This window comes from Streptomyces racemochromogenes, assembly GCF_039535215.1.
Taxonomy (GTDB): Bacteria; Actinomycetota; Actinomycetes; order Streptomycetales; family Streptomycetaceae; genus Streptomyces; species Streptomyces racemochromogenes.
Genome location: NZ_BAAAWT010000001.1, coordinates 5,793,093 through 5,811,911, shown reverse-complemented (window position 1 = coordinate 5,811,911; position 18,819 = coordinate 5,793,093). Strand labels below are relative to the sequence as shown.

At 71.7% G+C, this 18,819-nt stretch carries 20 protein-coding genes; 2 read left to right on the top strand and 18 right to left on the bottom strand.

Going from position 1 to position 18,819, the window contains the following annotated elements; genetic code table 11:
- Position 1 precedes the first annotated feature (1 nt).
- Positions 2–991 (bottom strand): aspartate carbamoyltransferase catalytic subunit, encoded by a 990-nt coding sequence (locus ABD973_RS26775; protein ID WP_125594208.1) that lies wholly within the window; start codon positions 989–991, stop codon positions 2–4.
- 105 nt (positions 992–1,096) lie between these two features.
- Positions 1,097–1,684, bottom strand: coding sequence for a bifunctional pyr operon transcriptional regulator/uracil phosphoribosyltransferase PyrR (pyrR, locus tag ABD973_RS26770; protein ID WP_125594207.1), 588 nt, complete (start codon positions 1,682–1,684; stop codon positions 1,097–1,099).
- A 249-nt stretch (positions 1,685–1,933) separates the two neighbouring features.
- Between pyrR and bldD the strand changes: the two genes are divergently transcribed.
- The gene (gene bldD, locus ABD973_RS26765; protein WP_007263032.1) at positions 1,934–2,434 is read left to right on the top strand and encodes a transcriptional regulator BldD; all 501 of its coding nucleotides are present in this window, start codon (positions 1,934–1,936) and stop codon (positions 2,432–2,434) included.
- Positions 2,435–2,596: 162 nt separating this feature from the next.
- Here bldD and nusB read toward each other — a convergent pair whose 3' ends face one another.
- The 15 genes from nusB to rpsD all read right to left on the bottom strand — a co-directional run bounded on the left by nusB (position 2,597) and on the right by rpsD (position 16,487).
- Positions 2,597–3,028 (bottom strand): transcription antitermination factor NusB, encoded by a 432-nt coding sequence (nusB, locus tag ABD973_RS26760; protein WP_125594206.1) that lies wholly within the window; start codon positions 3,026–3,028, stop codon positions 2,597–2,599.
- Between the two features lie 2 nt (positions 3,029–3,030).
- Positions 3,031–3,597, bottom strand: a complete 567-nt coding sequence (gene efp, locus ABD973_RS26755; RefSeq protein WP_007263034.1) for an elongation factor P — start codon at positions 3,595–3,597, stop codon at positions 3,031–3,033.
- 59 nt (positions 3,598–3,656) lie between these two features.
- Positions 3,657–4,763: an aminopeptidase P family protein gene (locus ABD973_RS26750; protein ID WP_125820518.1), complete on the bottom strand. Its 1,107-nt coding sequence runs from the start codon at positions 4,761–4,763 to the stop codon at positions 3,657–3,659.
- Positions 4,764–4,853: 90 nt separating this feature from the next.
- Entirely contained in the window at positions 4,854–5,588 is a 735-nt protein-coding gene (locus ABD973_RS26745; protein WP_241253171.1) for an AAA family ATPase, read from the bottom strand.
- A gap of 46 nt (positions 5,589–5,634) precedes the next feature.
- Complete coding sequence (aroQ, locus tag ABD973_RS26740; RefSeq protein ID WP_125594202.1) at positions 5,635–6,075, bottom strand: type II 3-dehydroquinate dehydratase; 441 nt, start codon at positions 6,073–6,075, stop codon at positions 5,635–5,637.
- Positions 6,072–7,163, bottom strand: coding sequence for a 3-dehydroquinate synthase (gene aroB, locus ABD973_RS26735; protein WP_125594201.1), 1,092 nt, complete (start codon positions 7,161–7,163; stop codon positions 6,072–6,074). The genes aroQ and aroB overlap by 4 nt, the downstream gene beginning before the upstream one ends.
- Positions 7,160–7,678 (bottom strand): shikimate kinase, encoded by a 519-nt coding sequence (locus ABD973_RS26730; RefSeq protein WP_345502514.1) that lies wholly within the window; start codon positions 7,676–7,678, stop codon positions 7,160–7,162. Before ABD973_RS26730 ends, aroB begins: the two co-directional genes overlap by 4 nt.
- Positions 7,675–8,859, bottom strand: coding sequence for a chorismate synthase (gene aroC / locus ABD973_RS26725; RefSeq protein ID WP_125820521.1), 1,185 nt, complete (start codon positions 8,857–8,859; stop codon positions 7,675–7,677). Before aroC ends, ABD973_RS26730 begins: the two co-directional genes overlap by 4 nt.
- Positions 8,860–9,045: 186 nt before the next feature.
- On the bottom strand, positions 9,046–9,873 hold the full coding sequence (locus ABD973_RS26720; protein ID WP_345502512.1) for a shikimate dehydrogenase: 828 nt from the start codon (positions 9,871–9,873) through the stop codon (positions 9,046–9,048).
- 7 nt (positions 9,874–9,880) lie between these two features.
- Positions 9,881–11,605 carry an endolytic transglycosylase MltG gene (gene mltG, locus ABD973_RS26715; RefSeq protein ID WP_345502510.1) on the bottom strand — a complete coding sequence of 575 codons (1,725 nt, stop codon included), beginning with the start codon at positions 11,603–11,605 and terminating at the stop codon, positions 9,881–9,883.
- Positions 11,606–11,733: 128 nt separating this feature from the next.
- On the bottom strand, positions 11,734–12,204 hold the full coding sequence (gene ruvX, locus ABD973_RS26710; RefSeq protein WP_030028999.1) for a Holliday junction resolvase RuvX: 471 nt from the start codon (positions 12,202–12,204) through the stop codon (positions 11,734–11,736).
- A 2-nt stretch (positions 12,205–12,206) separates the two neighbouring features.
- Positions 12,207–14,876, bottom strand: coding sequence for an alanine--tRNA ligase (gene alaS / locus ABD973_RS26705; protein WP_125820524.1), 2,670 nt, complete (start codon positions 14,874–14,876; stop codon positions 12,207–12,209).
- Positions 14,876–15,220: a DUF6167 family protein gene (locus ABD973_RS26700; protein ID WP_125594195.1), complete on the bottom strand. Its 345-nt coding sequence runs from the start codon at positions 15,218–15,220 to the stop codon at positions 14,876–14,878. Before ABD973_RS26700 ends, alaS begins: the two co-directional genes overlap by 1 nt.
- Positions 15,221–15,228: 8 nt before the next feature.
- Complete coding sequence (locus tag ABD973_RS26695; protein WP_007263046.1) at positions 15,229–15,657, bottom strand: DUF948 domain-containing protein; 429 nt, start codon at positions 15,655–15,657, stop codon at positions 15,229–15,231.
- 218 nt (positions 15,658–15,875) lie between these two features.
- Positions 15,876–16,487, bottom strand: a complete 612-nt coding sequence (rpsD, locus tag ABD973_RS26690) for a 30S ribosomal protein S4 (protein ID WP_007263048.1) — start codon at positions 16,485–16,487, stop codon at positions 15,876–15,878.
- A gap of 55 nt (positions 16,488–16,542) precedes the next feature.
- On the opposite strand from rpsD, the gene ABD973_RS26685 reads away from it, so the two are divergent.
- Complete coding sequence (locus ABD973_RS26685; protein ID WP_345502504.1) at positions 16,543–17,457, top strand: DUF2470 domain-containing protein; 915 nt, start codon at positions 16,543–16,545, stop codon at positions 17,455–17,457.
- An 8-nt stretch (positions 17,458–17,465) separates the two neighbouring features.
- Here ABD973_RS26685 and ABD973_RS26680 read toward each other — a convergent pair whose 3' ends face one another.
- Complete coding sequence (locus tag ABD973_RS26680) at positions 17,466–18,818, bottom strand: replication-associated recombination protein A (protein ID WP_125594193.1); 1,353 nt, start codon at positions 18,816–18,818, stop codon at positions 17,466–17,468.
- Position 18,819: the final 1 nt, after the last annotated feature.

The following is an 18,819-nucleotide window of genomic DNA, read 5'->3' as shown; positions in this document are numbered from 1 at the left end:
GTTACTTGTTCTCCTCGGTACGGGCGGCGGCGGGGGTGGTGACGGCGGGCTCGGAGCCTCCGAGCAGCAGGTAGAGGACGGCCATGCGGATCGAGACGCCGTTGGCGACCTGCTCGACGACCGTGCAGCGGTCGGAGTCGGCGACCTCGGCGGTGATCTCCATGCCGCGGACCATGGGGCCGGGGTGCATCACGATGGCGTGCTCGGGCATCTTGGCCATGCGGGCGGCGTCCAGGCCGTAGCGGCGGGAGTACTCGCGCTCGGTCGGGAAGAAGGCGGCGTTCATCCGCTCGCGCTGCACACGCAGCATCATCACCGCGTCGGACTTCGGCAGCACCTCGTCGAGGCCGTACGAGATCTCGCAGGGCCAGTTCTCGACGCCGACCGGCACCAGTGTGGGCGGGGCCACCAGGGTGACCTCGGCGCCGAGGGTGTGCAGCAGCTGGACGTTGGAGCGGGCGACCCGGCTGTGCAGGACGTCGCCGACGAGGGTGATGCGGCGGCCGTTCAGGTCCTTGCCCAGCCCGGCGTCCCGGCCGACCAGCCGGCGGCGCATGGTGAAGGCGTCGAGCAGCGCCTGCGTGGGGTGCTCGTGGGTGCCGTCGCCGGCGTTGATCACCGGGGCGTCGATCCAGCCGGAGGTGGCGAGCCGGTAGGGGGCGCCGGAGGCGTGGTGGCGGATGACCACGGCGTCCACGCCCATGGCCTCCAGGGTCTGGGCGGTGTCCTTGAGGGACTCGCCCTTGGAGACGCTGGAGCCCTTGGCGGCGAAGTTGATGACGTCGGCGGAGAGGCGCTTCTCGGCGGCTTCGAAGGAGATCCGGGTACGGGTCGAGTCCTCGAAGAACAGGTTGCAGATGGTGAGGCCGCGCAGGGTGGGCAGCTTCTTTATCGGCCGGTCGGCGACCCGGGCCATCTCCTCGGCGGTGTCGAGGATCAGGACGGCGTCGTCGCGCGTGAGGTCGGCGGCCGAGATGAGGTGGCGCTTCATCTGGGTGCTCCGTAAGTCTGGAGGGCAGGCAGGCGGGGCTGACGGGTGTGCGGGCAGGGCAGGCCTCGGCACGGGCTCCCGCGAGGGGTCCCGTACGCGCGGCGGTTACTGCCCTGCTGCCTGGGCGGTCCGCTGGCCGAGCAGCACGGCGTCGCGGCCGTCCTCCTCCTGGAGCTGGACCTTGACGGTCTCGCGCAGCGAGGTGGGCAGGTTCTTGCCCACGTAGTCGGCACGGATCGGGAGTTCGCGGTGGCCGCGGTCGACGAGGACCGCGAGCTGGACGGCGCGGGGGCGGCCGATGTCGCCGAGCGCGTCGAGGGCGGCACGGATGGTGCGGCCGGAGAAGAGGACGTCGTCGAGGAGGACCACCAGGCGGCCGTCGATGCCGTCGCCGGGGATCTCGGTGCGGCCGATCGCCCGGGCGGGCTTCAGGCGCAGGTCGTCGCGGTACATGGTGATGTCGAGGGAGCCGACCGGGATCTTCGTCCCGGTGATCTCCTCCAGCTTGGCGGCCAGCCGGCGGGCCAGGTACACACCGCGGGTGGGAATGCCGAGGAGCACCACGTCGTCGGCGCCCTTGGCGCGCTCGACGATCTCGTGGGCGATGCGGGTCAGGACCCGGGCGATGTCCTGCGCCTCCAGAACGGGGCGCATTTCCTCGTCGGCCGAGACCTGGGAAGTCGTGCTGTCCATGAAAAGGACCTCCTTCTCCGCCTCACGGGACGGACCTTAAAGGACGTCTGATGTACGCCGTCCACGGTACCAGGGACGGGCGGGAGTCCTCGCACCGGGGGCCGGCGGCAGCCCTCGTAAGAGGGCGTGGAAGAGCATTCGGCTTGACGCATCCAAGTAACGCTGCGTAACCTCACAGTGAGTTACCAGCCGCGCGGCGGAGCCGCATGGTCTCCATGTAGTCACAGCGTCACAGCGTCCGGGAGCGTTATGTCCAGCGAATACGCCAAACAGCTCGGGGCCAAGCTCCGCGCCATCCGCACCCAGCAGGGCCTCTCCCTCCACGGTGTCGAGGAGAAGTCCCAGGGCCGTTGGAAGGCCGTGGTGGTCGGTTCCTACGAGCGCGGAGACCGCGCCGTGACCGTCCAGCGCCTCGCCGAGCTGGCGGACTTCTACGGGGTTCCGGTCCAGGAACTGCTGCCGGGCACGACCCCCGGCGGTGCGGCCGAGCCGCCGCCGAAGCTGCGCCTCGACCTGGAGCGCCTGGCGGGCGTCCCCGCCGAGAAGGCCGGCCCCCTCCAGCGCTACGCGGCGACGATCCAGAGCCAGCGCGGCGACTACAACGGCAAGGTGCTGTCGATCCGCCAGGACGACCTGCGCACCCTGGCCGTCATCTACGACCAGTCCCCCTCGGTCCTGACCGAGCAGCTCATCAGCTGGGGCGTCCTGGACGCCGACGCGCGTCGCGCGGTGGCCCACGAGGACATCTAGGCCCCGCAGAGCCGTCCCGGCTCAGCAGAAACGTTACCGGCGGGTGCCGGCGCCCCAGGGCGCCGGCACCCGCCGGTTTTTTCGTCGGTCGACCGGCACAACGGCGGAGGGCCCGTGGCGCGCATGCGCCGCGGGCCCTCCGCTCAGCCGTCCGGCTCCGGGCTATTCGCCCCGGCGCAGGCTCGGCTTCAGGTCCTTGAAGCGGGCCAGCAGGCCGTTCACGAACGCCGGCGAGTCGTCCGTGGAGAACTCCTTGGCCAGCTGCACGGCCTCGTCGATCGCCACGACGTCCGGGGTCTCGTCGACCCAGATCAGCTCATAGGCACCAAGCCGCAGGATGTTCCGGTCGGCGACCGGCATGCGGTCGAGCTCCCAGTCCACGGCGTAGGTGACGATCAGGTCGTCGATGCGCTTCACCTTGTCGGCGTAGCCCTCGACGAGGTCCATCGTGAAGGCGCTGACCGGCGGCTGCCGGTCGTCCGACCGCGAGTGGCGGATCCAGTCCGCGAGGACCTCGCGCACGGGCACGCCGCGCTGGTCGGCCTCGAAGAGGATCTGGAAGGCGCGCTTGCGCGCGTTGCTCCGGGCAGCCACGGTTAGCTGTTCACCCGGCCGAGGTAGGCGCTGGTGCGGGTGTCGACCTTGATCTTCTCGCCGGTGGTGACGAAGAGCGGGACCTGGATCTCGTGGCCGGTCTCCAGCTTGGCGGGCTTGGTGCCGCCGGTGGAGCGGTCGCCCTGGACGCCCGGGTCGGTGTGCTCGATGGTCAGCTCGACGGCGGCCGGGAGCTCGACGTAGAGCACCTCGCCCTCGTGCTGGGCCACGGAGGCGGTGAAGCCCTCGATGAGGAAGTTGGCGGCGTCGCCGACGGCCTTGCGGTCGACCATCAGCTGGTCGTAGGTGCTCATGTCCATGAAGACGAAGTAGTCGCCGTCCATGTACGAGAACTGCATGTCACGGCGGTCGATCGTGGCGGTGTCGACCTTCGTGCCGGCGTTGAAGGTCTTGTCGACGACCTTGCCGGAGAGCACGTGCTTGAGCTTGGTGCGCACGAAGGCCGGGCCCTTGCCGGGCTTGACGTGCTGGAACTCGACGACGGACCAGAGCTGGTCACCGTCGAGCTTGAGCACCATGCCGTTCTTGAGGTCGTTCGTGGAAGCCACGGTTGCGGAATCTCCTGCACTGGAAGACCAGGGGTGCGCGCACGGTCCGGCGGTGCGGACTAGAGCGCGAGCAGTTCCTTGGTCGTAATGGTGAGTAGCTCGGGACCGCCGTCCGCCTCGGGGCGCACGACGAGCGTGTCATCGATCCGGACACCTCCCCGGCCCGGGAGGTGAACCCCCGGCTCGACGGTGACCGGCACGCAAGCGTCCAGTTTACCCATTGCCGTGGGTGCAAGCTGCGGGTCCTCGTCGATTTCGAGGCCCACCCCGTGTCCCATCCACCCCGCGAGGGCTTCACCGTGCCCTGCGGAGTCCAGTACGGAACGTGCCGCGTGGTCCACTTCCCGGTACGCGGCACCGGGCACCAGGGCCTGCCGGCCGGCCCGCTGGGCGGCGAAGACCAGGTCGTACAGCTCGATCTGCCAGTCGGCCGGCGTGGTCCCGATCACGAAGGTGCGGCCGATCTCGCAGCGGTAGCCCCGGTAGTTGGCGCCGAGGCAGACGGAGAGGAAGTCCCCCTCCTCCACCCGCCGGTCGGAGGGCCGGTGGCGGGAGCGGCCCGAGTGCGGGCCGGTGCCCACGGAGGTCGGGAACGCCGGACCGTCCGCGCCGTGGTCCACGAGCCGGCGCTCCAGCTCCAGGGCCAGGTGGCGTTCGGTACGGCCGACGAGGATCGACTCCAGCAGCTCGCCGAGGGCCTGGTCGGCGATCTCGGCGGCGATCCGCAGACAGGCGATCTCCTCCTCGTCCTTGACCACCCGTTGCTGTTCCACCGCCGTGCCGAGGTCGGCCAGCCGCAGCCGGGGCGCGACCGAGTGCACGGCCCGGTGCCGGCCGACGGTGAGGTGGTGCTCCTCGACGGCGAGGGAGTCGGCCCGGTTCGCCGCGGCCAGGTCGGCTGCGGCCACGGCCGGGTCGGCGCCAGGTGCGGGCAGCACGGAGACCCGCAGCCCCTCGTCGAGCCGCCCCTCCTCCGCCTCGCCGGTGGGCGCCCCGGGGCAGAACAGCACGTCGTCGGCGGGTCCGACCAGCAGGACGGCGCCCAGCGGGGACGCCCCGGCGAGGTAGCGGACGTTCGCCGGACGCGTGACCAGGGCTGCCGAGTTGCCCGCGGCGGCGCAGCGCTCGCGGAGCAGGCCCCTGCGGGCCTCGTACACGTCTGACATGTATTCGAGCCTACGAGCGCCCCGCGCATCCGGCCCGGCGAGCGCGTCCGGACGGGGCCGGGACCACGCCCGTCCACCGCCGCGCGAGCCCTACCAGCGGGGCGGGCTCGCCAGCGCCCGGGCGAGGGCCTCGTCCAGGGCCCGCGCGGTGCCCTCGACGTCGAGGTGGGTGTTGTCGATGATCGGCAGCCCGGATCCGTACCAGCCCGCCATCCTGCCGTGGATGCGGGCGACCTCCTCGTCGGAGAGCCGGCGGTTGCCGGAGCGGGCCGCGTTGCGGTCGAGGACCACGTCCAGGCCGGGCAGCAGCACCACCGGCAGCAGGGCCGGCCCCACGTGCCGCTTCCAGCCGCCGAGGCCCACCACGGGCCGGTCCGGGAAGACGGCGTCGTCGAGGATGCAGGAGATCCCGTTCGCCAGGAAGTTGCGGGCGGCGAAGCCGCAGGTGCGGCGGGCCAGGCGGTACTGGGCCTCGGAGTGCTCGTTCCAGCCGGCCTGCGGGTCCGCGAAGCCCGAACAGACCCATTCGCGGACGTCGTCCAGGCTGATGTGCGCCGTCGGCACCGGGCGGGTGCGCGCCCAGTGCCGGGCCACGGTCGTCTTGCCCGCTCCCGCTGGGCCGATCAGCAGGACGGCGAGCACCGTCGCGCCGGTGCCGGGCGCGGCAGGGCCGGACGCGGGGGCCGCGGCGGGAGGCAGCGGGATGTGCCCCGTCGCGTCGGGGACCGGTGTCACCGGCCAGCCCTGCGCAGGGGGTATCGGCGGCTGCGGGGGAACCGCCGGGTGCTGTCCCGGCGGCCCCCAGCCCCCCACTCCGTGCTGCATCCGCGCCACTCCGTCTCGTTCAGGCGACTGATGCGAGAACGTTATCTCAGGCCGTGACCTCTTCCGCCAGCGCACGCAGCGCCAGGCGGTAGGAGCCCAGCCCGAAGCCCGCGACGGTGCCGGTCGCCACGGCCGCGATGACCGAGGTGTGCCGGAACTCCTCCCGGGCGTACGGGTTGGAGATGTGCACCTCGATCAGCGGCGCGGTGCGCTGCGCGGCCGCGTCCCGCATCGCGTACGAGTAGTGCGTGAAGGCGCCCGGGTTGATGACGACCGGGATCCTGCCGTCGGCCGCCTCGTGCAGCCAGCGCACGAGCTCGCCCTCGTCGTTGGTCTCGCGGACCTCCACGTCGAAGCCGAGCTCGGCGCCCAGGGTGCGGCAGCTCTCCACGAGGCCCGCGTACGAGGTGGCCCCGTACACGTCGGGCTCGCGGGACCCGAGCCGGCCCAGGTTCGGGCCGTTCAGGACCAGCACCCGGCGGCTCACGCGGAGACCTCGCCGTAGGCGGCGACCAGGTGCGCCGGGTCCGGGCCCTCCAGCACGGTGGGCTTGGCCAGGCCGTCCAGGACGATGAAGCGCAGCAGGTTGCCGCGGGACTTCTTGTCGACCTGCATGGTCTGGAGCAGCTTGGTCCACTGGTCGCCGCGGTAGGTCAGCGGGAGGCCCACCGAGGCCAGCACCGCCTTGTGCCGGTCGGCGGTGGCGTCGTCGAGCCGCCCGGCCAGCCGGCCGAGCTCGGCCGCGAAGACCATGCCGACGGAGACCGCCGCGCCGTGCCGCCACTTGTAGCGCTCGTTCTTCTCGATGGCGTGCGCGAGGGTGTGGCCGTAGTTGAGGATCTCCCGCAGGCCCGACTCCTTGAGGTCGCTGGAGACCACGTCGGCCTTGACCTGGATGGAGCGGACGATCAGCTCGGCGGTGTGCGGGCCGGCGGGCGTGCGGGCCGCCGCCGGGTCCTCCTCGATCAGGTCGAGGATCACCGGGTCGGCGATGAAGCCGGCCTTGATGATCTCGGCGAGGCCGCTGACGTAGTCGTTGACCGGCAGCGACTCCAGCGCGGCCAGGTCGCAGAGCACCCCGGCCGGCGGGTGGAAGGCGCCGACGAGGTTCTTGCCCTCGGCGGTGTTGATGCCGGTCTTGCCGCCGACGGCCGCGTCCACCATGGCCAGCACGGTGGTCGGGACGGCGATCCAGCGCACCCCGCGCAGCCAGCTGGCCGCGACGAAGCCGGCCAGGTCGGTGGTGGCGCCGCCGCCCACGCCGACGATGACGTCGGTGCGGGTGAAGTTGGACTGGCCGAGCGCCTTCCAGCAGTACGCGGCCACCTCGACGGTCTTGGCCTCCTCGGCGTTCGGCACCTGGATGGCGACCGCCTCGTAGCCCTGCTCCGCCAGGTCCGCGCGCAGCGCCTCGCCGGTCTCGGCCAGCGCCTCGGGGTGGATCACGGCGACCCGCTGGGCCTTGGGGCCGATCAGGCCGCCCAGCTCGCCGAGCAGCTGCCGGCCGACCAGCACGTCGTACGCGTCGTGTCCGGCGCTGGCGCCGACGTTGATCCGCGTCACCTGGTCTGTCATACGTCCTTCAACTCCAGAGCGTCGAGGACCGCCTGGGCGACCTCTTCGGGGGTGCGGTCGTCGGTGGCCACGACGACGCGCGCGACTTCGGTGTACAGGTGGCGCCGGGCGTCCATCAGCTCGCGCCACTGGCGGCGCGGGTTGACGGCGAGCAGCGGCCGGGCGGCGCCGAGCCCGACGCGGCGCACGGCCTCCTCGACGTCCATCGACAGGTAGGCGACGGGAAGCCCGGTCAGCAGGGCGCGGGTGCCCTCGTCGAGGACGGCGCCGCCGCCGAGGGCGAGGACTCCGGTGTGCTCGGCGACGGCGGCCGCGACGGCCGCCCGCTCCAGCTCACGGAAGTACGGCTCGCCCTCGTCGACGAAGATGTCGGAGATCTCGCGGCCCTGGGCCGCGACGATGTCCGCGTCGGTGTCCCGGTAGGGGACCCCGAGCCGGCGGGCGAGCACGCCGCCCACCGTGGACTTGCCGGAACCCATGGGTCCGACGAGTACGACCAGGGGGCCGCCCGTCACCGGATCTGCAGGTTGTCGAGGTAGGACCGCACGTTGCGGCGGGTCTCGGCGACCGAGTCGCCGCCGAACTTCTCGACCACGGCGTCGGCGAGGACCAGCGCGACCATGGCCTCGGCGACGATGCCCGCGGCGGGCACGGCGCAGACGTCGGAGCGCTGGTGGTGGGCCACGGCGGCCTCACCGGTGGCCACGTCGACGGTGGCCAGGGCGCGCGGCACGGTCGCGATGGGCTTCATCGCGGCGCGGACGCGCAGCAGCTCGCCGGTGGTCAGGCCGCCCTCGGTACCGCCGGAGCGGCCGGAGGTGCGCCTGATGCCCTCGGGGGTGGAGACGATCTCGTCGTGGGCCTGGGAGCCGGGCACGCGGGCCAGCTCGAAGCCGTCGCCGACCTCGACGCCCTTGATGGCCTGGATGCCCATGAGCGCCGCGGCGAGGCGGGCGTCGAGGCGGCGGTCCCAGTGGACGTGGGAGCCGAGACCGACGGGCACGCCGTACGCGAGGACCTCGACGACGCCGCCGAGGGTGTCGCCGTCCTTGTGGGCCTGGTCGATCTCCGCGACCATCGCCTTCGACGCGTCGGCGTCGAGGCAGCGGACCGGGTCGGCGTCGAGCTTCTCGACGTCGGCGGGGGTCGGGTAGACGCCGTAGGGGGCCCGGGCCGAGGCCAGCTCCACCACGTGCGAGACGATCTCGATGCCCGCGACCTCCTTGATGAAGGAGCGGGCGACGGCGCCGAGGGCGACGCGGGCGGCGGTCTCACGGGCGCTGGCGCGCTCCAGGATCGGCCGGGCCTCGTCGAAGCCGTACTTCTGCATGCCCGCGAGGTCGGCGTGGCCGGGGCGGGGGCGGGTCAGCGGCGCGTTGCGGCCGGTTTCCTTGAGCAGCGAGGGGTCGACCGGGTCGGCCGACATGACCGTCTCCCACTTGGGCCACTCGGTGTTGCCGACCATGATCGCGACCGGGGAGCCCTGGGACAGACCGTGGCGGACGCCGCCGAGGAAGGTGATCTCGTCCTGCTCGAACTTCATGCGGGCACCGCGGCCATAGCCGAGCCGGCGCCTCGCCAGGTGGTCGGCCACCAGCTCGGTGGTGACCGGGACGCCGGCGGGAAGGCCCTCCAGCGTCGCGACCAGTGCCGGTCCGTGCGACTCTCCTGCGGTCAGCCAACGCAACCTGCTCAACGATGCTCCTCATGCTCGCGCCTGGCACTGCGACGACCCGTCCGGATGCGCGGACCGGACGGCCGTACCCGAATCCTCCCACGTCCGGACCGTCCCGCGGATCTCGGTCCAGCTGACGGACGGCCCGGAAGGCCGGACGTGTGCCATGGTGCCCGGTGCGGCTATCGACTCCCTACGTACGGGGCCTCAGTGGCGGGCGCGCAGGGCCGCCTCGCCGGCGGCGCGCATGGCGGCCAGGGGGCCGGGGGTGCGGCCGGTCATCTGCTCGACCTGGAGCACGGCCTGGTGGACGAGCAGGTCCAGGCCGCCGAGGAGGGTGCCGCCGCGCCCGGACCAGGCGGCGGCCAGGGCGGTGGGCCAGGGGTCGTAGAGGACGTCGAAGAGGGTGCCGGGCGCGTCGGGGACGGCGGCGGCGAGCTCGTCGGTGGCTCCGGCCGGGGTGGTGGCGATGACCAGCGGCGCCTCCAGCGCGCGGGCCGCGTCCGACCAGTCGGCCGTACGGACGTCGACGCCGAGCCGCTCGCCCCACCGGCGCATCTCGTCGGCGCGGGCGGCCGAGCGGACGTACGCGGTCACCTCGCCGGTGCAGATCCGGGCGAGGGCGGCGAGCGCCGAGGAGGCGGTGGCCCCCGCCCCGAGGACGGCGGCGGCGGGCACCTTCTCGACGCCGCGCCCGTGCAGGGCGGCGATCAGGCCCGGGACGTCGGTGTTGTCGCCGAGGCGGCGGCCGTCATCGGTGAACACCACCGTGTTGACGGCCTCCACCGAGGCGGCGGTGTCGCTGATCCCGTCGAGCAGCGGGATGACCGCCCGCTTGAGCGGCATGGTCAGCGACAGCCCGGCCCACTCGGGGCCGAGGTCCGCCACGAACCCGGGCAGGGCGGCCTCGTCGATCTCGAACCGGTCGTAGGACCAGTCGTCGAGGCCGAGCTCCCGGTACGCGGCGCGGTGCAGCACCGGTGAGAGGGAGTGCTCGATGGGCGAACCCAGCACCGCGGCCCGTATCCGTGACATGTCCTGCCTACCCGCCGTTCTTCTTCTGCGCCTGGCGCTCCTGGAACTCCGCGACGAGCTTCAGGTGCTCGTCGTAGGTCTTGGTGAAGGTCGTCTTGTTGCCGTCGACCGACACGAAGAACATCCAGCCGCCGTGGTCGGGGTTGAGCGTAGCGTTCACGGCGTCCGTGCCGGGGTTCCCGATCGGGCCGGGCGGCAGCCCCTTCACGAAGTGCGTGTTGTAGGGGTTGTCGAACTTCTGGGCTTCCTTGAGGTTGAAGTTGATCTCGCTCTGGTTCTTGACGTAGTTGTACGTCGAGTCGAACTCGATCTTCTGGTTCGTGACGTCGTTGGTCTTCTTGAGGCGGTTGTAGACCACCTCGGACATCTTGCGGAAGTCGTCGTGGTTCTTGCCCTCGGCGTTGACGAGGCTGGCGACGGTGATCACCTGGAGCGGGTTCTCCAGGTTCAGCTCCTTGGCCTTGGCCTCGACGCCCATCTCCGCGTACTTGTCCGCCGCGTTCTTGACCATCTGACGGAGCAGCGACTCGGGCGTGCTCTCCTTCTTCAGGTCGTAGCGCGCGGGGAGCAGGAAGCCTTCCAGCGGGTCGATGATCTTGGGGTTGTTGCCGGCCCAGGCCGGCAGGCCGAGGTTCTTGGACTCGCGCAGGGCGATGTCCTTGGTGGTGCCCTCCGGCTTGCCGAGCTTCTTGTCGATCGCCTCGTAGATCTTGGAGTTGCGCCAGCCCTCGCCGATGGTGATGACGTTCAGCTTGGTGGGGTCGATCATCACGGCGACGGCGGCGGCCGCCGACATCTTCTTCTTCAGCGGGTAGACGCCCGGCTGGATCGACTGGCCCCCGGGCTTGGCCTTGGCCGCGTCGACGAACGCCTGCGCACTGGCGACGACGCCGGCCTGCTTGAGGATGCGGCCCATGGCGCCGAGGCCGGCGTCCTTGGGGATCTCGACCTCGACGATCTCCTCGGTGCCCTCGCCGGCGAAGTCCTCGGCCGGGGCGAAGCGGTCGTGGAGGTAGTTGTAGCCGTAGTAGCCGCCACCGCCGACCACACCGATGATCACGACGGCGGCGACCAGGCACGCGGTGCCGCCGCGTTTCTTCTGTTTGCCGCCCTTGCCGCCCTTGGCGCGGCCGCCGGCCCGGCGCCCGCGCGGCTCGTCGCCGTCGTCGGAGCCGCCGCCGGCGGGCAGGAGCGCCTCCTCGGGCTCCTGCTCGTCGAGCGGCTCCTCGACCGGTTCCGGTTCCAGGTGGCGCAGGCCGGGCGGCTGCGGCGGCGGGTAGGCCTCGGCCGTGGTGTACAGGTCGGGGGCCTCGCCGGGGTAGGCCCCGGCGGTCTGCTGCGCGTACGGGTCGGCGCCGGCGTACGGGTCGACCTGTACGGCCGCGGCCGCGTACTGGCCCTGGCCGGTGTCCCAGCCCTGGCCGTTGCTCCCGCCGTCGTACACGGGCTGCGGGGCCATCTGCTGGGCGGCCATCTGCTGGGCCATCTGCTGCTCGGCCATCTGCTGGTACTGGAGCTGCTGCGCGTAGGCGGCCTGCTCGTCGTACTGCTGCGGATACTGGCCCGTGAACTGCTGCGGATACTGCGGCTCCTGCGGGTACTGCTGCTGAACGTCCCCGCCGTAGGGCACCTGCGCCTGCTGCGTCTGGTGCGCGGTCCACCCCTGGTCCCCGTAGAGGGGGTCCTGGGGGTTCCACGGTTCGGAGCCGTGGCCCCGGCCATAGTCAGTCATGGGTCCCCTAGAGCCGCGAGACGAAGGCCGCGGCTTCTGTCGGCCGCGGCACCCGGTTCCGCCTCTTTGGTGGTGAGCGACGGCTGTTCGAATGCCGTCTCATCGCGCGAAACGTTACCGTATCGCGATCAGACAACCACTTCGACGCACTCACCGGGCGGATTACCTGATACCCGTTCGGTCTCAAGAGCGTTCTGGAGGATAACCACAGCGGCCGCCTGGTCGATGACCGACCTGCCCTTCTTGGCGTTCCGGCCGGAGGCCCGCAGGCCCTGGGCGGCGGTGACCGTGGTCATCCGCTCGTCCACCAGCCTGACCGTCACCGGCTTGATGCCCTTGGCCAGTTCGTTCGCGAATGCGCGCACCTTGGCCGCGGCCGGCCCCTCCCGCCCGCTGAGCGAGCGGGGGAGGCCGACCACCACTTCGAGGGGCTCGTACTCCTCGACGAGCTGCCGCAGCCGCCGGTGGGCGAAGGGGATGTCCCGGCCCGGGACGGTCTCCACCGGCGTGGCGAGCACCCCGTCGGGGTCGCAGGACGCGACCCCGATCCGGGCGTCTCCGACGTCGATGGCCAGTCGGCGGCCTCGGCGCAGGGTCATCGTCAGGCCGTCTCTGCCACGAGGCGCTCGACGGCGGCGATGGCCTCGGGCACGGCGCCCGGGTTCTGGCCGCCGCCCTGGGCCACGTCCGGCTTGCCGCCACCGCCGCCGCCGAGGGTCTTGGCGGCGGTGCGGACCAGGTCACCGGCCTTGAGGCCGCGCTCGCGGGCCGCCTCGTTGGTGGCGATGACGGTCAGCGGGCGGTCGTTCGCCACGGTGAACAGCGCGACGACGGCCGGGCGGTCGCCCTGGATGCGGCCGCGGACGTCGAGGACCAGCTTGCGCAGGTCGTCGGCGCCCGTGCCGTCCGGCACCTGGCCGACGACGAGGGCGACGCCGCGGATGTCCTGGGCGTTCGAGGCGAGACCGGCGGCGGCCTGGAGGACCTTCTCCGCGCGGAACTTCTCGATCTCCTTCTCGGCGTCCTTCAGCTTGCCGAGCATGGTGGAGATCTTCTCCGGCAGCTCCTCCGGACGGCCCTTGACCAGCTCCTGGAGCTGGGCGACGACCGTGTGCTCCTTGGCGAGGAAGTTGTACGCGTCGACGCCCACCAGGGCCTCGACGCGGCGCACGCCGGAGCCGATGGAGGACTCGCCGAGCAGCTTCACCAGACCCAGCTGGGCGGTGTTGCCGACGTGCGTGCCGCCGCACAGCTCCTTGGAGAAGTCGCCGATGGTGACGACGCGGACCCGCTCGCCGTACTTCTCGCCGAACTCGGCGATGGCGCCCTGCTTCTTCGCCTCGTCGATGCTCATGATCTCGGCGGTGACGTCGAGCTCGCGGGAGAGCACGTCGTTGATCTTCTGCTCGACGTCGGTGAGGACCGAGCCGGGGACGGCGTTCGGCGAGCCGAAGTCGAAGCGGAAGCGGCCGGGGCTGTTCTCGGAACCGGCCTGGGCGGCCGTCGGGCCGAGGGCGTCGCGCAGCGCCTGGTGGGTCAGGTGCGTGGCCGAGTGGGCGCGGGCGATGGCCCGGCGGCGGTTGACGTCGATGGCGGCGTACGCGGAGGCGCCCACCGTCACCTCGCCGACCTGCACGGAACCCTTGTGCACGGAGACGCCCGGGACGGGCTGCTGCACGTCGCGGACGACGATGACGGCGCCCGAGTCGAGCTTGATCCGGCCCTGGTCGGCGAGCTGGCCGCCGCCCTCGGCGTAGAAGGGGGTGCGGTCGAGGACGACCTCGACGTCGTCGCCCTCGGAGGCGGCGGGCGCGGAGACGCCGTTGACCAGGAGGCCGACGATGGTGGACTCGCCCTGGGTGGTCGCGTAGCCGGTGAACTCGGTGGCGCCGGAGCCGTCGGCGATCTCCCGGTAGGCCGACATGTCGGCGTGGCCGGTCTTCTTGGCCTTGGCGTCGGCCTTGGCGCGGTCGCGCTGCTCCTGCATCAGGCGGCGGAAGCCGGGCTCGTCCACGGTCAGGCCCTGCTCGGCGGCCATCTCCAGGGTGAGGTCGATCGGGAAGCCCCAGGTGTCGTGGAGCAGGAACGCCTTGTCGCCGGAGAGGACCGTGCCGCCGGTGGCCTTGGTCTCGGTCACGGCGGTGTCGAGGATGTTGGTGCCGCCCTTGATGGCCTTCAGGAAGGCGGCCTCTTCGGCGAGGGCGACGGTCTCGATGCGCTTGCGGTCGGTGACCAGCTCCGGGTACTGCTGCCCCATCGTGTTGATCACGACGTCCACCAGGTCCTGGACGACCGGGCCGGTGGCGCCCATGAGGCGCATGTTGCGGATGGCGCGGCGCATGATGCGGCGCAGCACGTAGCCGCGGCCCTCGTTGCCGGGGGTGACGCCGTCACCGATGAGCATGACCGAGGTGCGGATGTGGTCGGCGACCACGCGCATCGAGACGTCGGTGTTCTGGGCGGCGCCGTACCGCACGCCGGTCAGCTCGGTGGCCTTGTCCATGACCACGCGCAGGGTGTCGGTCTCGTACATGTTCTGCACGCCCTGCAGGATCATCGCGAGGCGTTCGAGGCCGAGACCGGTGTCGATGTTCTTCGACGGCAGGTCGCCGAGGATCGGGAAGTCTTCCTTCCCGTCGCCGGCGCCGCGCTCGTACTGCATGAAGACCAGGTTCCAGATCTCCACGTAGCGCTCGTCGTTGACGGCGGGGCCGCCCTCGACGCCGAACTCGGGGCCGCGGTCGTAGTTGATCTCCGAGCACGGGCCGCAGGGGCCCGGGACGCCCATGGACCAGAAGTTGTCCTTCTTGCCCAGGCGCTGGATGCGCTCGGCGGGGACGCCGATGACGTCACGCCAGATCGTCTCGGCCTCGTCGTCGTCGAGGTAGACGGTGATCCAGAGCTTCTCCGGCTCCAGGCCGTAGCCGCCGTCCGCCACGGAGCTGGTGAGCAGCTCCCAGGCGTACTTGATGGCGCCTTCCTTGAAGTAGTCGCCGAAGGAGAAGTTGCCGCACATCTGGAAGAACGTGCCGTGGCGGGTGGTCTTGCCGACCTCTTCGATGTCCGGCGTACGGACGCACTTCTGCACGCTGGTGGCCCGGGGGGCCGGCGGCTTGGTCTCGCCGAGGAAGTACGGCTTGAACGGGACCATGCCCGCGTTGACCAGCAGCAGAGTCGGGTCGTCCGCGATGAGCGACGCCGAAGGGACAACGGTGTGACCGCGCTCCTCGAAGAAGCTCAGCCAGCGGCGGCGGATTTCAGCCGACTCCATCAGTGGTCCTCATTCCGGTTGTACGAAAGGTTCGAACGGTGGGTGTTCTGGTGGTGCTCGATGGCCCGCAGCCGCCGCGGCCCGGGGAGGGCGGTGACGTTGTCGGGCCGGTCGGGGTCCTGGTGCAACCCCAGTGCGTCGTTCAGCTCGTCCTCGCGCTGCGTCATTCCCGCCTTGACGTCGAGGGCGAAATCCTTGAGGCGGTGCCCCGCTTCCACGGCCTTGTCGGCGGCCTGGGCGGCGAGGCTCTCCGGGGTCAGCTTCTTCAGCTGGCGGTTGACCTTGGTGGTGGCCCACACGCCGGCGGCGGCGCCTGCGGTGAACCAGAAGGCTCGGCGGAACATCGGCGGTCTCAGCCCTTCTGCTTCCGGCGCCGGGCCGGCGGCACCGTACGGCCGACGATCACGGTTCGCCGGGTGGTCTTCTGCGGGGCGTCCTCGGTGCGGCCCAGCGCCTTGCGCACGCCGTAGCCGAAGGCCGCGACCTTGACCAGGGGTCCGCCGAAGGTGGAGGCCACGGTGGAGGACAGCGCGGAGGCGTTGGAGGTGACCTCCTGGACGTCGCTCGCGATGGCGTCGACCCGGTCGAGCTGGGTGCGCGCGGAGCGGACGGTCGTGGAGGCGTCCGCCAGCAGCGGGACGGCCTGCTCGGTGACGTCGGCCACGAGCTTGGTGGTCGCGCGGAGCACCTGCGCGAGCCGTACCAGCACCACGGCGAGGAAGGACACCAGGATGGCCCAGAAAACGGCCACGAGGATGCCGGCCACCTCTCCACCGGACACGTTGCACCGCTCCCTGATCTGCTTGCCTACGGTTTCTCTACGGATCTACTGCGGAGAAAAGTCTCCCCCCGACCCTATCGCGCCGGAGATCCGCCGCAGTACCGGAATTCCGGGTCCGGTGCGGTGGGTGCCCGGTCCGCGCCCGGCAACGCGAAGGCCCGCCGCCCCCGGAGGGGACGGCGGGCCGATGCCAGCCTGTGAGGGCTACGGCCGCTGGATCAGCGGGCGTAGTACTCGACGACGAGCTGCTCGTCGCAGATGACCGGGATCTCCTTGCGGTTCGGGTCGCGGTCGAGGCGGAAGGCCAGGGCCTTCAGGTTGACCTGCAGGTAACGCGGGGTCTCACCCTCACCGGCGTAGCCACCCTCGCGGGCGACCTGGAAGGGGTGCTTCTCGCGGCTGCGCTCGCGGACCGTGATGACGTCGTCGGGACGCACGCGGAACGACGGCTTGTCGACCTTGCCACCGTTGACCTCGATGTGGCCGTGGACGACCATCTGGCGGGCCTGGTAGATGGTGCGGGCGATGCCGGCACGCAGGACCAGGGCGTCCAGACGACGCTCGAGCTCGACGACCAGCGCCTCGCCCGTCTTGCCCTCGGCCTTCTTCGCGCGGTCGTACGCGCGGGCCATCTGGCGCTCGGAGATGTCGTACTGGGCGCGCAGACGCTGCTTCTCGAGCAGACGGACCTTGTAGTCCGAGTTCTGCTTGCGGCCACGGCCGTGCTCGCCCGGCGGGTAGGGGCGGGCCTCGAAGTACTTGACGGCCTTCGGCGTCAGGGCGATGCCGAGAGCGCGAGACTTCTTGACCTTGGGTCGCTTCTGGTTCACGGGGAACCTACCTCCATGTAAGTTAGGTGAGGCTTACCTTATCGAGGAGGACGTAATGTCTCGACCACATGGGATCCCCCTGCCCAGTGCGCAGCGCAGTTCGGATTCAGACGTAACAGAATCCGCTTGCGCCGACGATAAGCAAGGTCAGCCGCGTCCCAGGGAAGGCGTTCGGCAGCTCACCGGAGCCGAACGCGTACGAACCCTCGTAGAGTCCAACGCCTCAGTATCCCTCACGCTGCCGGGTGCTCATGACCAGGCCGAGTGGTGGACAGGGGTGCCGGCCGCGCGGACCGTCACCCCGGACGGGGACGTGATCCTCCTGGTATCAGGGGAATCCGCGACTGCCAGGGCAGCCGCTCACGCCCAGGACGACGACCTCACCGCCGTGATCGAGATCACGGATGTGGCGCCGGTGTCCGTGCCCCATCGTATCCGAGGCCGCGCCCGCCTCACCGGGTGGCTGACCCCGGTCCGCGGCGACGACCGCGCGGGGTGCGCGGCGCTGCTCGCGGAGCGGCAGCCGGTCGGCGAGCTGCTGGCCCTGACCGAGTCGCAGGACCCGCCGTACACCGGGCGCCCCGCCTGGATGATGCTGCGCCTGGAGGTCGGCGAGGTCGCGCTGGACGACCTCTGGGGCGCCGAGCAGGTCGACCCCGACGAGCTGGCGGGGGCCGAGCCCGACCCGCTCGCCGCCCACGAGACGGAGCTGCTCCAGCACCTCGCCTCCGCCCACGCCGACCGCGTCGCCGACCTGTGCGGGCTGCTCGGCTCCCGGGAGGCGGCCGGCCTGACCGCCGTCCCGCTGGCCCTGGACCGCCTGGGACTGCGCGTGCGCTTCACCGCGGGCCCGGGCCGGCCCTCCCCCGCCCCCTCCTTCGACGCACGCTTCGACTTCCCGGAGCCGGTGGCGGACGTCTGCGGGCTGCGCCGTGCCATGCGTGCCCTGTTCGCCGCCGCCGCTCACTGAGGGCAGGGTCAGGCGCCGCCGCGCAGCCTCTCGCGGACCTTGTCCACCACGTCCGCGTACCGCGCCTCCGCCCCGTACCGCGTCGGCTCGTAGTACCGCTTGCCGTGGATCTCGTCCGGCGCGTACTGCTGCGCGGCGATCGCGCCCGGCACGTCGTGCGGGTAGACGTACCCCACCGCGTGCCCCAGCTTCGCCGCCCCCTTGTAGTGCCCGTCCCTCAGGTGCGCCGGCACCGCGCCCGCGAGCCCCGCGCGGACGTCGGCCAGCGCCGCGCCGATCGCGGTCGTGGCGGTGTTCGACTTCGGGGCCAGCGCCAGTGCGATGGTCGCGTGCGACAGGGTCAGCGCGGCCTCCGGGAAGCCGATCATCGCCACCGCCTGGGCGGCCGCCACGGCCAGCGGCAGGGCCGTCGGGTCCGCCAGGCCGATGTCCTCGCTCGCGGAGATCATCAGGCGCCGCGCGATGAACCGGGGGTCCTCGCCCGCGTCGATCATCCGGGCCAGGTAGTGCAGCGCGGCGTCCACGTCCGAGCCCCGGATCGACTTGATCAGGGCGCTGGCCACGTCGTAGTGCTGGTCGCCGTCCTTGTCGTAGCGGACCGCCGCCCGGTCGACGGCCTCCTCCAGCGTCTGGAGGGTGATCTCCTCCTCGCCCTTGGCGATGGCCGAGCCGGCCCCCGCCTCCAGCGCGGTCAGCGCGCGCCGGGCGTCACCGCCGGCGATGCGCAGCAGGTGCGCCTCGGCGTCGGCGGGCAGGGTCACCGCCCCGCCCAGGCCCCGTTCCTCCGTGAGGGCGCGCCGCAGCAGGGCGCGCAGGTCCTCGTCGGTCAGCGGCTCCAGGGTGAGGAGCAGCGAGCGCGACAGCAGCGGGGAGATGATCGAGAAGTACGGGTTCTCGGTGGTCGCCGCGATCAGGGTGACCCAGCGGTTCTCCACGGCGGGCAGCAGCGAGTCCTGCTGCGCCTTGCTGAAGCGGTGGATCTCGTCGAGGAAGAGGACGGTCTCCTTGCCGTAGCCGCCGGCGGCGCGCTTGGCGCCCTCGATGACGGCCCGGACCTCCTTGACGCCCGCGGTGATCGCGGAGAGCTCGACGAACCGCTTCCGGGTGGCCTGGCTGACGACGTACGCGAGGGTGGTCTTGCCGATGCCGGGCGGTCCCCAGAGGATCACCGAGGAGGCTCCGGCCGGTCCGCCGGCGCCCTCCCCCACCAGCCGTCGCAGCGGCGAGCCCGGCTTCAGCAGGTGCTGCTGGCCGACGACCTCGTCCAGGTTGCGCGGGCGCATGCGGACGGCGAGCGGGGAGCTCGCGGGGTCCTTTTCCCGGCGGTCCTCGGCTGCGGCGGTGAAGAGATCTGGTTCCACA

Bases quoted from the DNA above. Each gene is read 5' to 3' on its own strand.
- ABD973_RS26775 (WP_125594208.1), bottom strand. From the start codon at position 991: ATGAAGCGCCACCTCATCTCGGCCGCCGACCTCACGCGCGACGACGCC.
- pyrR (WP_125594207.1), bottom strand. From the start codon at position 1,684: ATGGACAGCACGACTTCCCAGGTCTCGGCCGACGAGGAAATGCGCCCC.
- bldD (WP_007263032.1), top strand. From the start codon at position 1,934: ATGTCCAGCGAATACGCCAAACAGCTCGGGGCCAAGCTCCGCGCCATC.
- ABD973_RS26750 (WP_125820518.1), bottom strand. From the start codon at position 4,763: ATGTCAGACGTGTACGAGGCCCGCAGGGGCCTGCTCCGCGAGCGCTGC.
- ABD973_RS26745 (WP_241253171.1), bottom strand. From the start codon at position 5,588: ATGCAGCACGGAGTGGGGGGCTGGGGGCCGCCGGGACAGCACCCGGCG.
- aroB (WP_125594201.1), bottom strand. From the start codon at position 7,163: ATGACAGACCAGGTGACGCGGATCAACGTCGGCGCCAGCGCCGGACAC.
- ABD973_RS26720 (WP_345502512.1), bottom strand. From the start codon at position 9,873: ATGTCACGGATACGGGCCGCGGTGCTGGGTTCGCCCATCGAGCACTCC.
- mltG (WP_345502510.1), bottom strand. From the start codon at position 11,605: ATGACTGACTATGGCCGGGGCCACGGCTCCGAACCGTGGAACCCCCAG.
- ruvX (WP_030028999.1), bottom strand. From the start codon at position 12,204: ATGACCCTGCGCCGAGGCCGCCGACTGGCCATCGACGTCGGAGACGCC.
- alaS (WP_125820524.1), bottom strand. From the start codon at position 14,876: ATGGAGTCGGCTGAAATCCGCCGCCGCTGGCTGAGCTTCTTCGAGGAG.
- ABD973_RS26700 (WP_125594195.1), bottom strand. From the start codon at position 15,220: ATGTTCCGCCGAGCCTTCTGGTTCACCGCAGGCGCCGCCGCCGGCGTG.
- ABD973_RS26685 (WP_345502504.1), top strand. From the start codon at position 16,543: ATGTCTCGACCACATGGGATCCCCCTGCCCAGTGCGCAGCGCAGTTCG.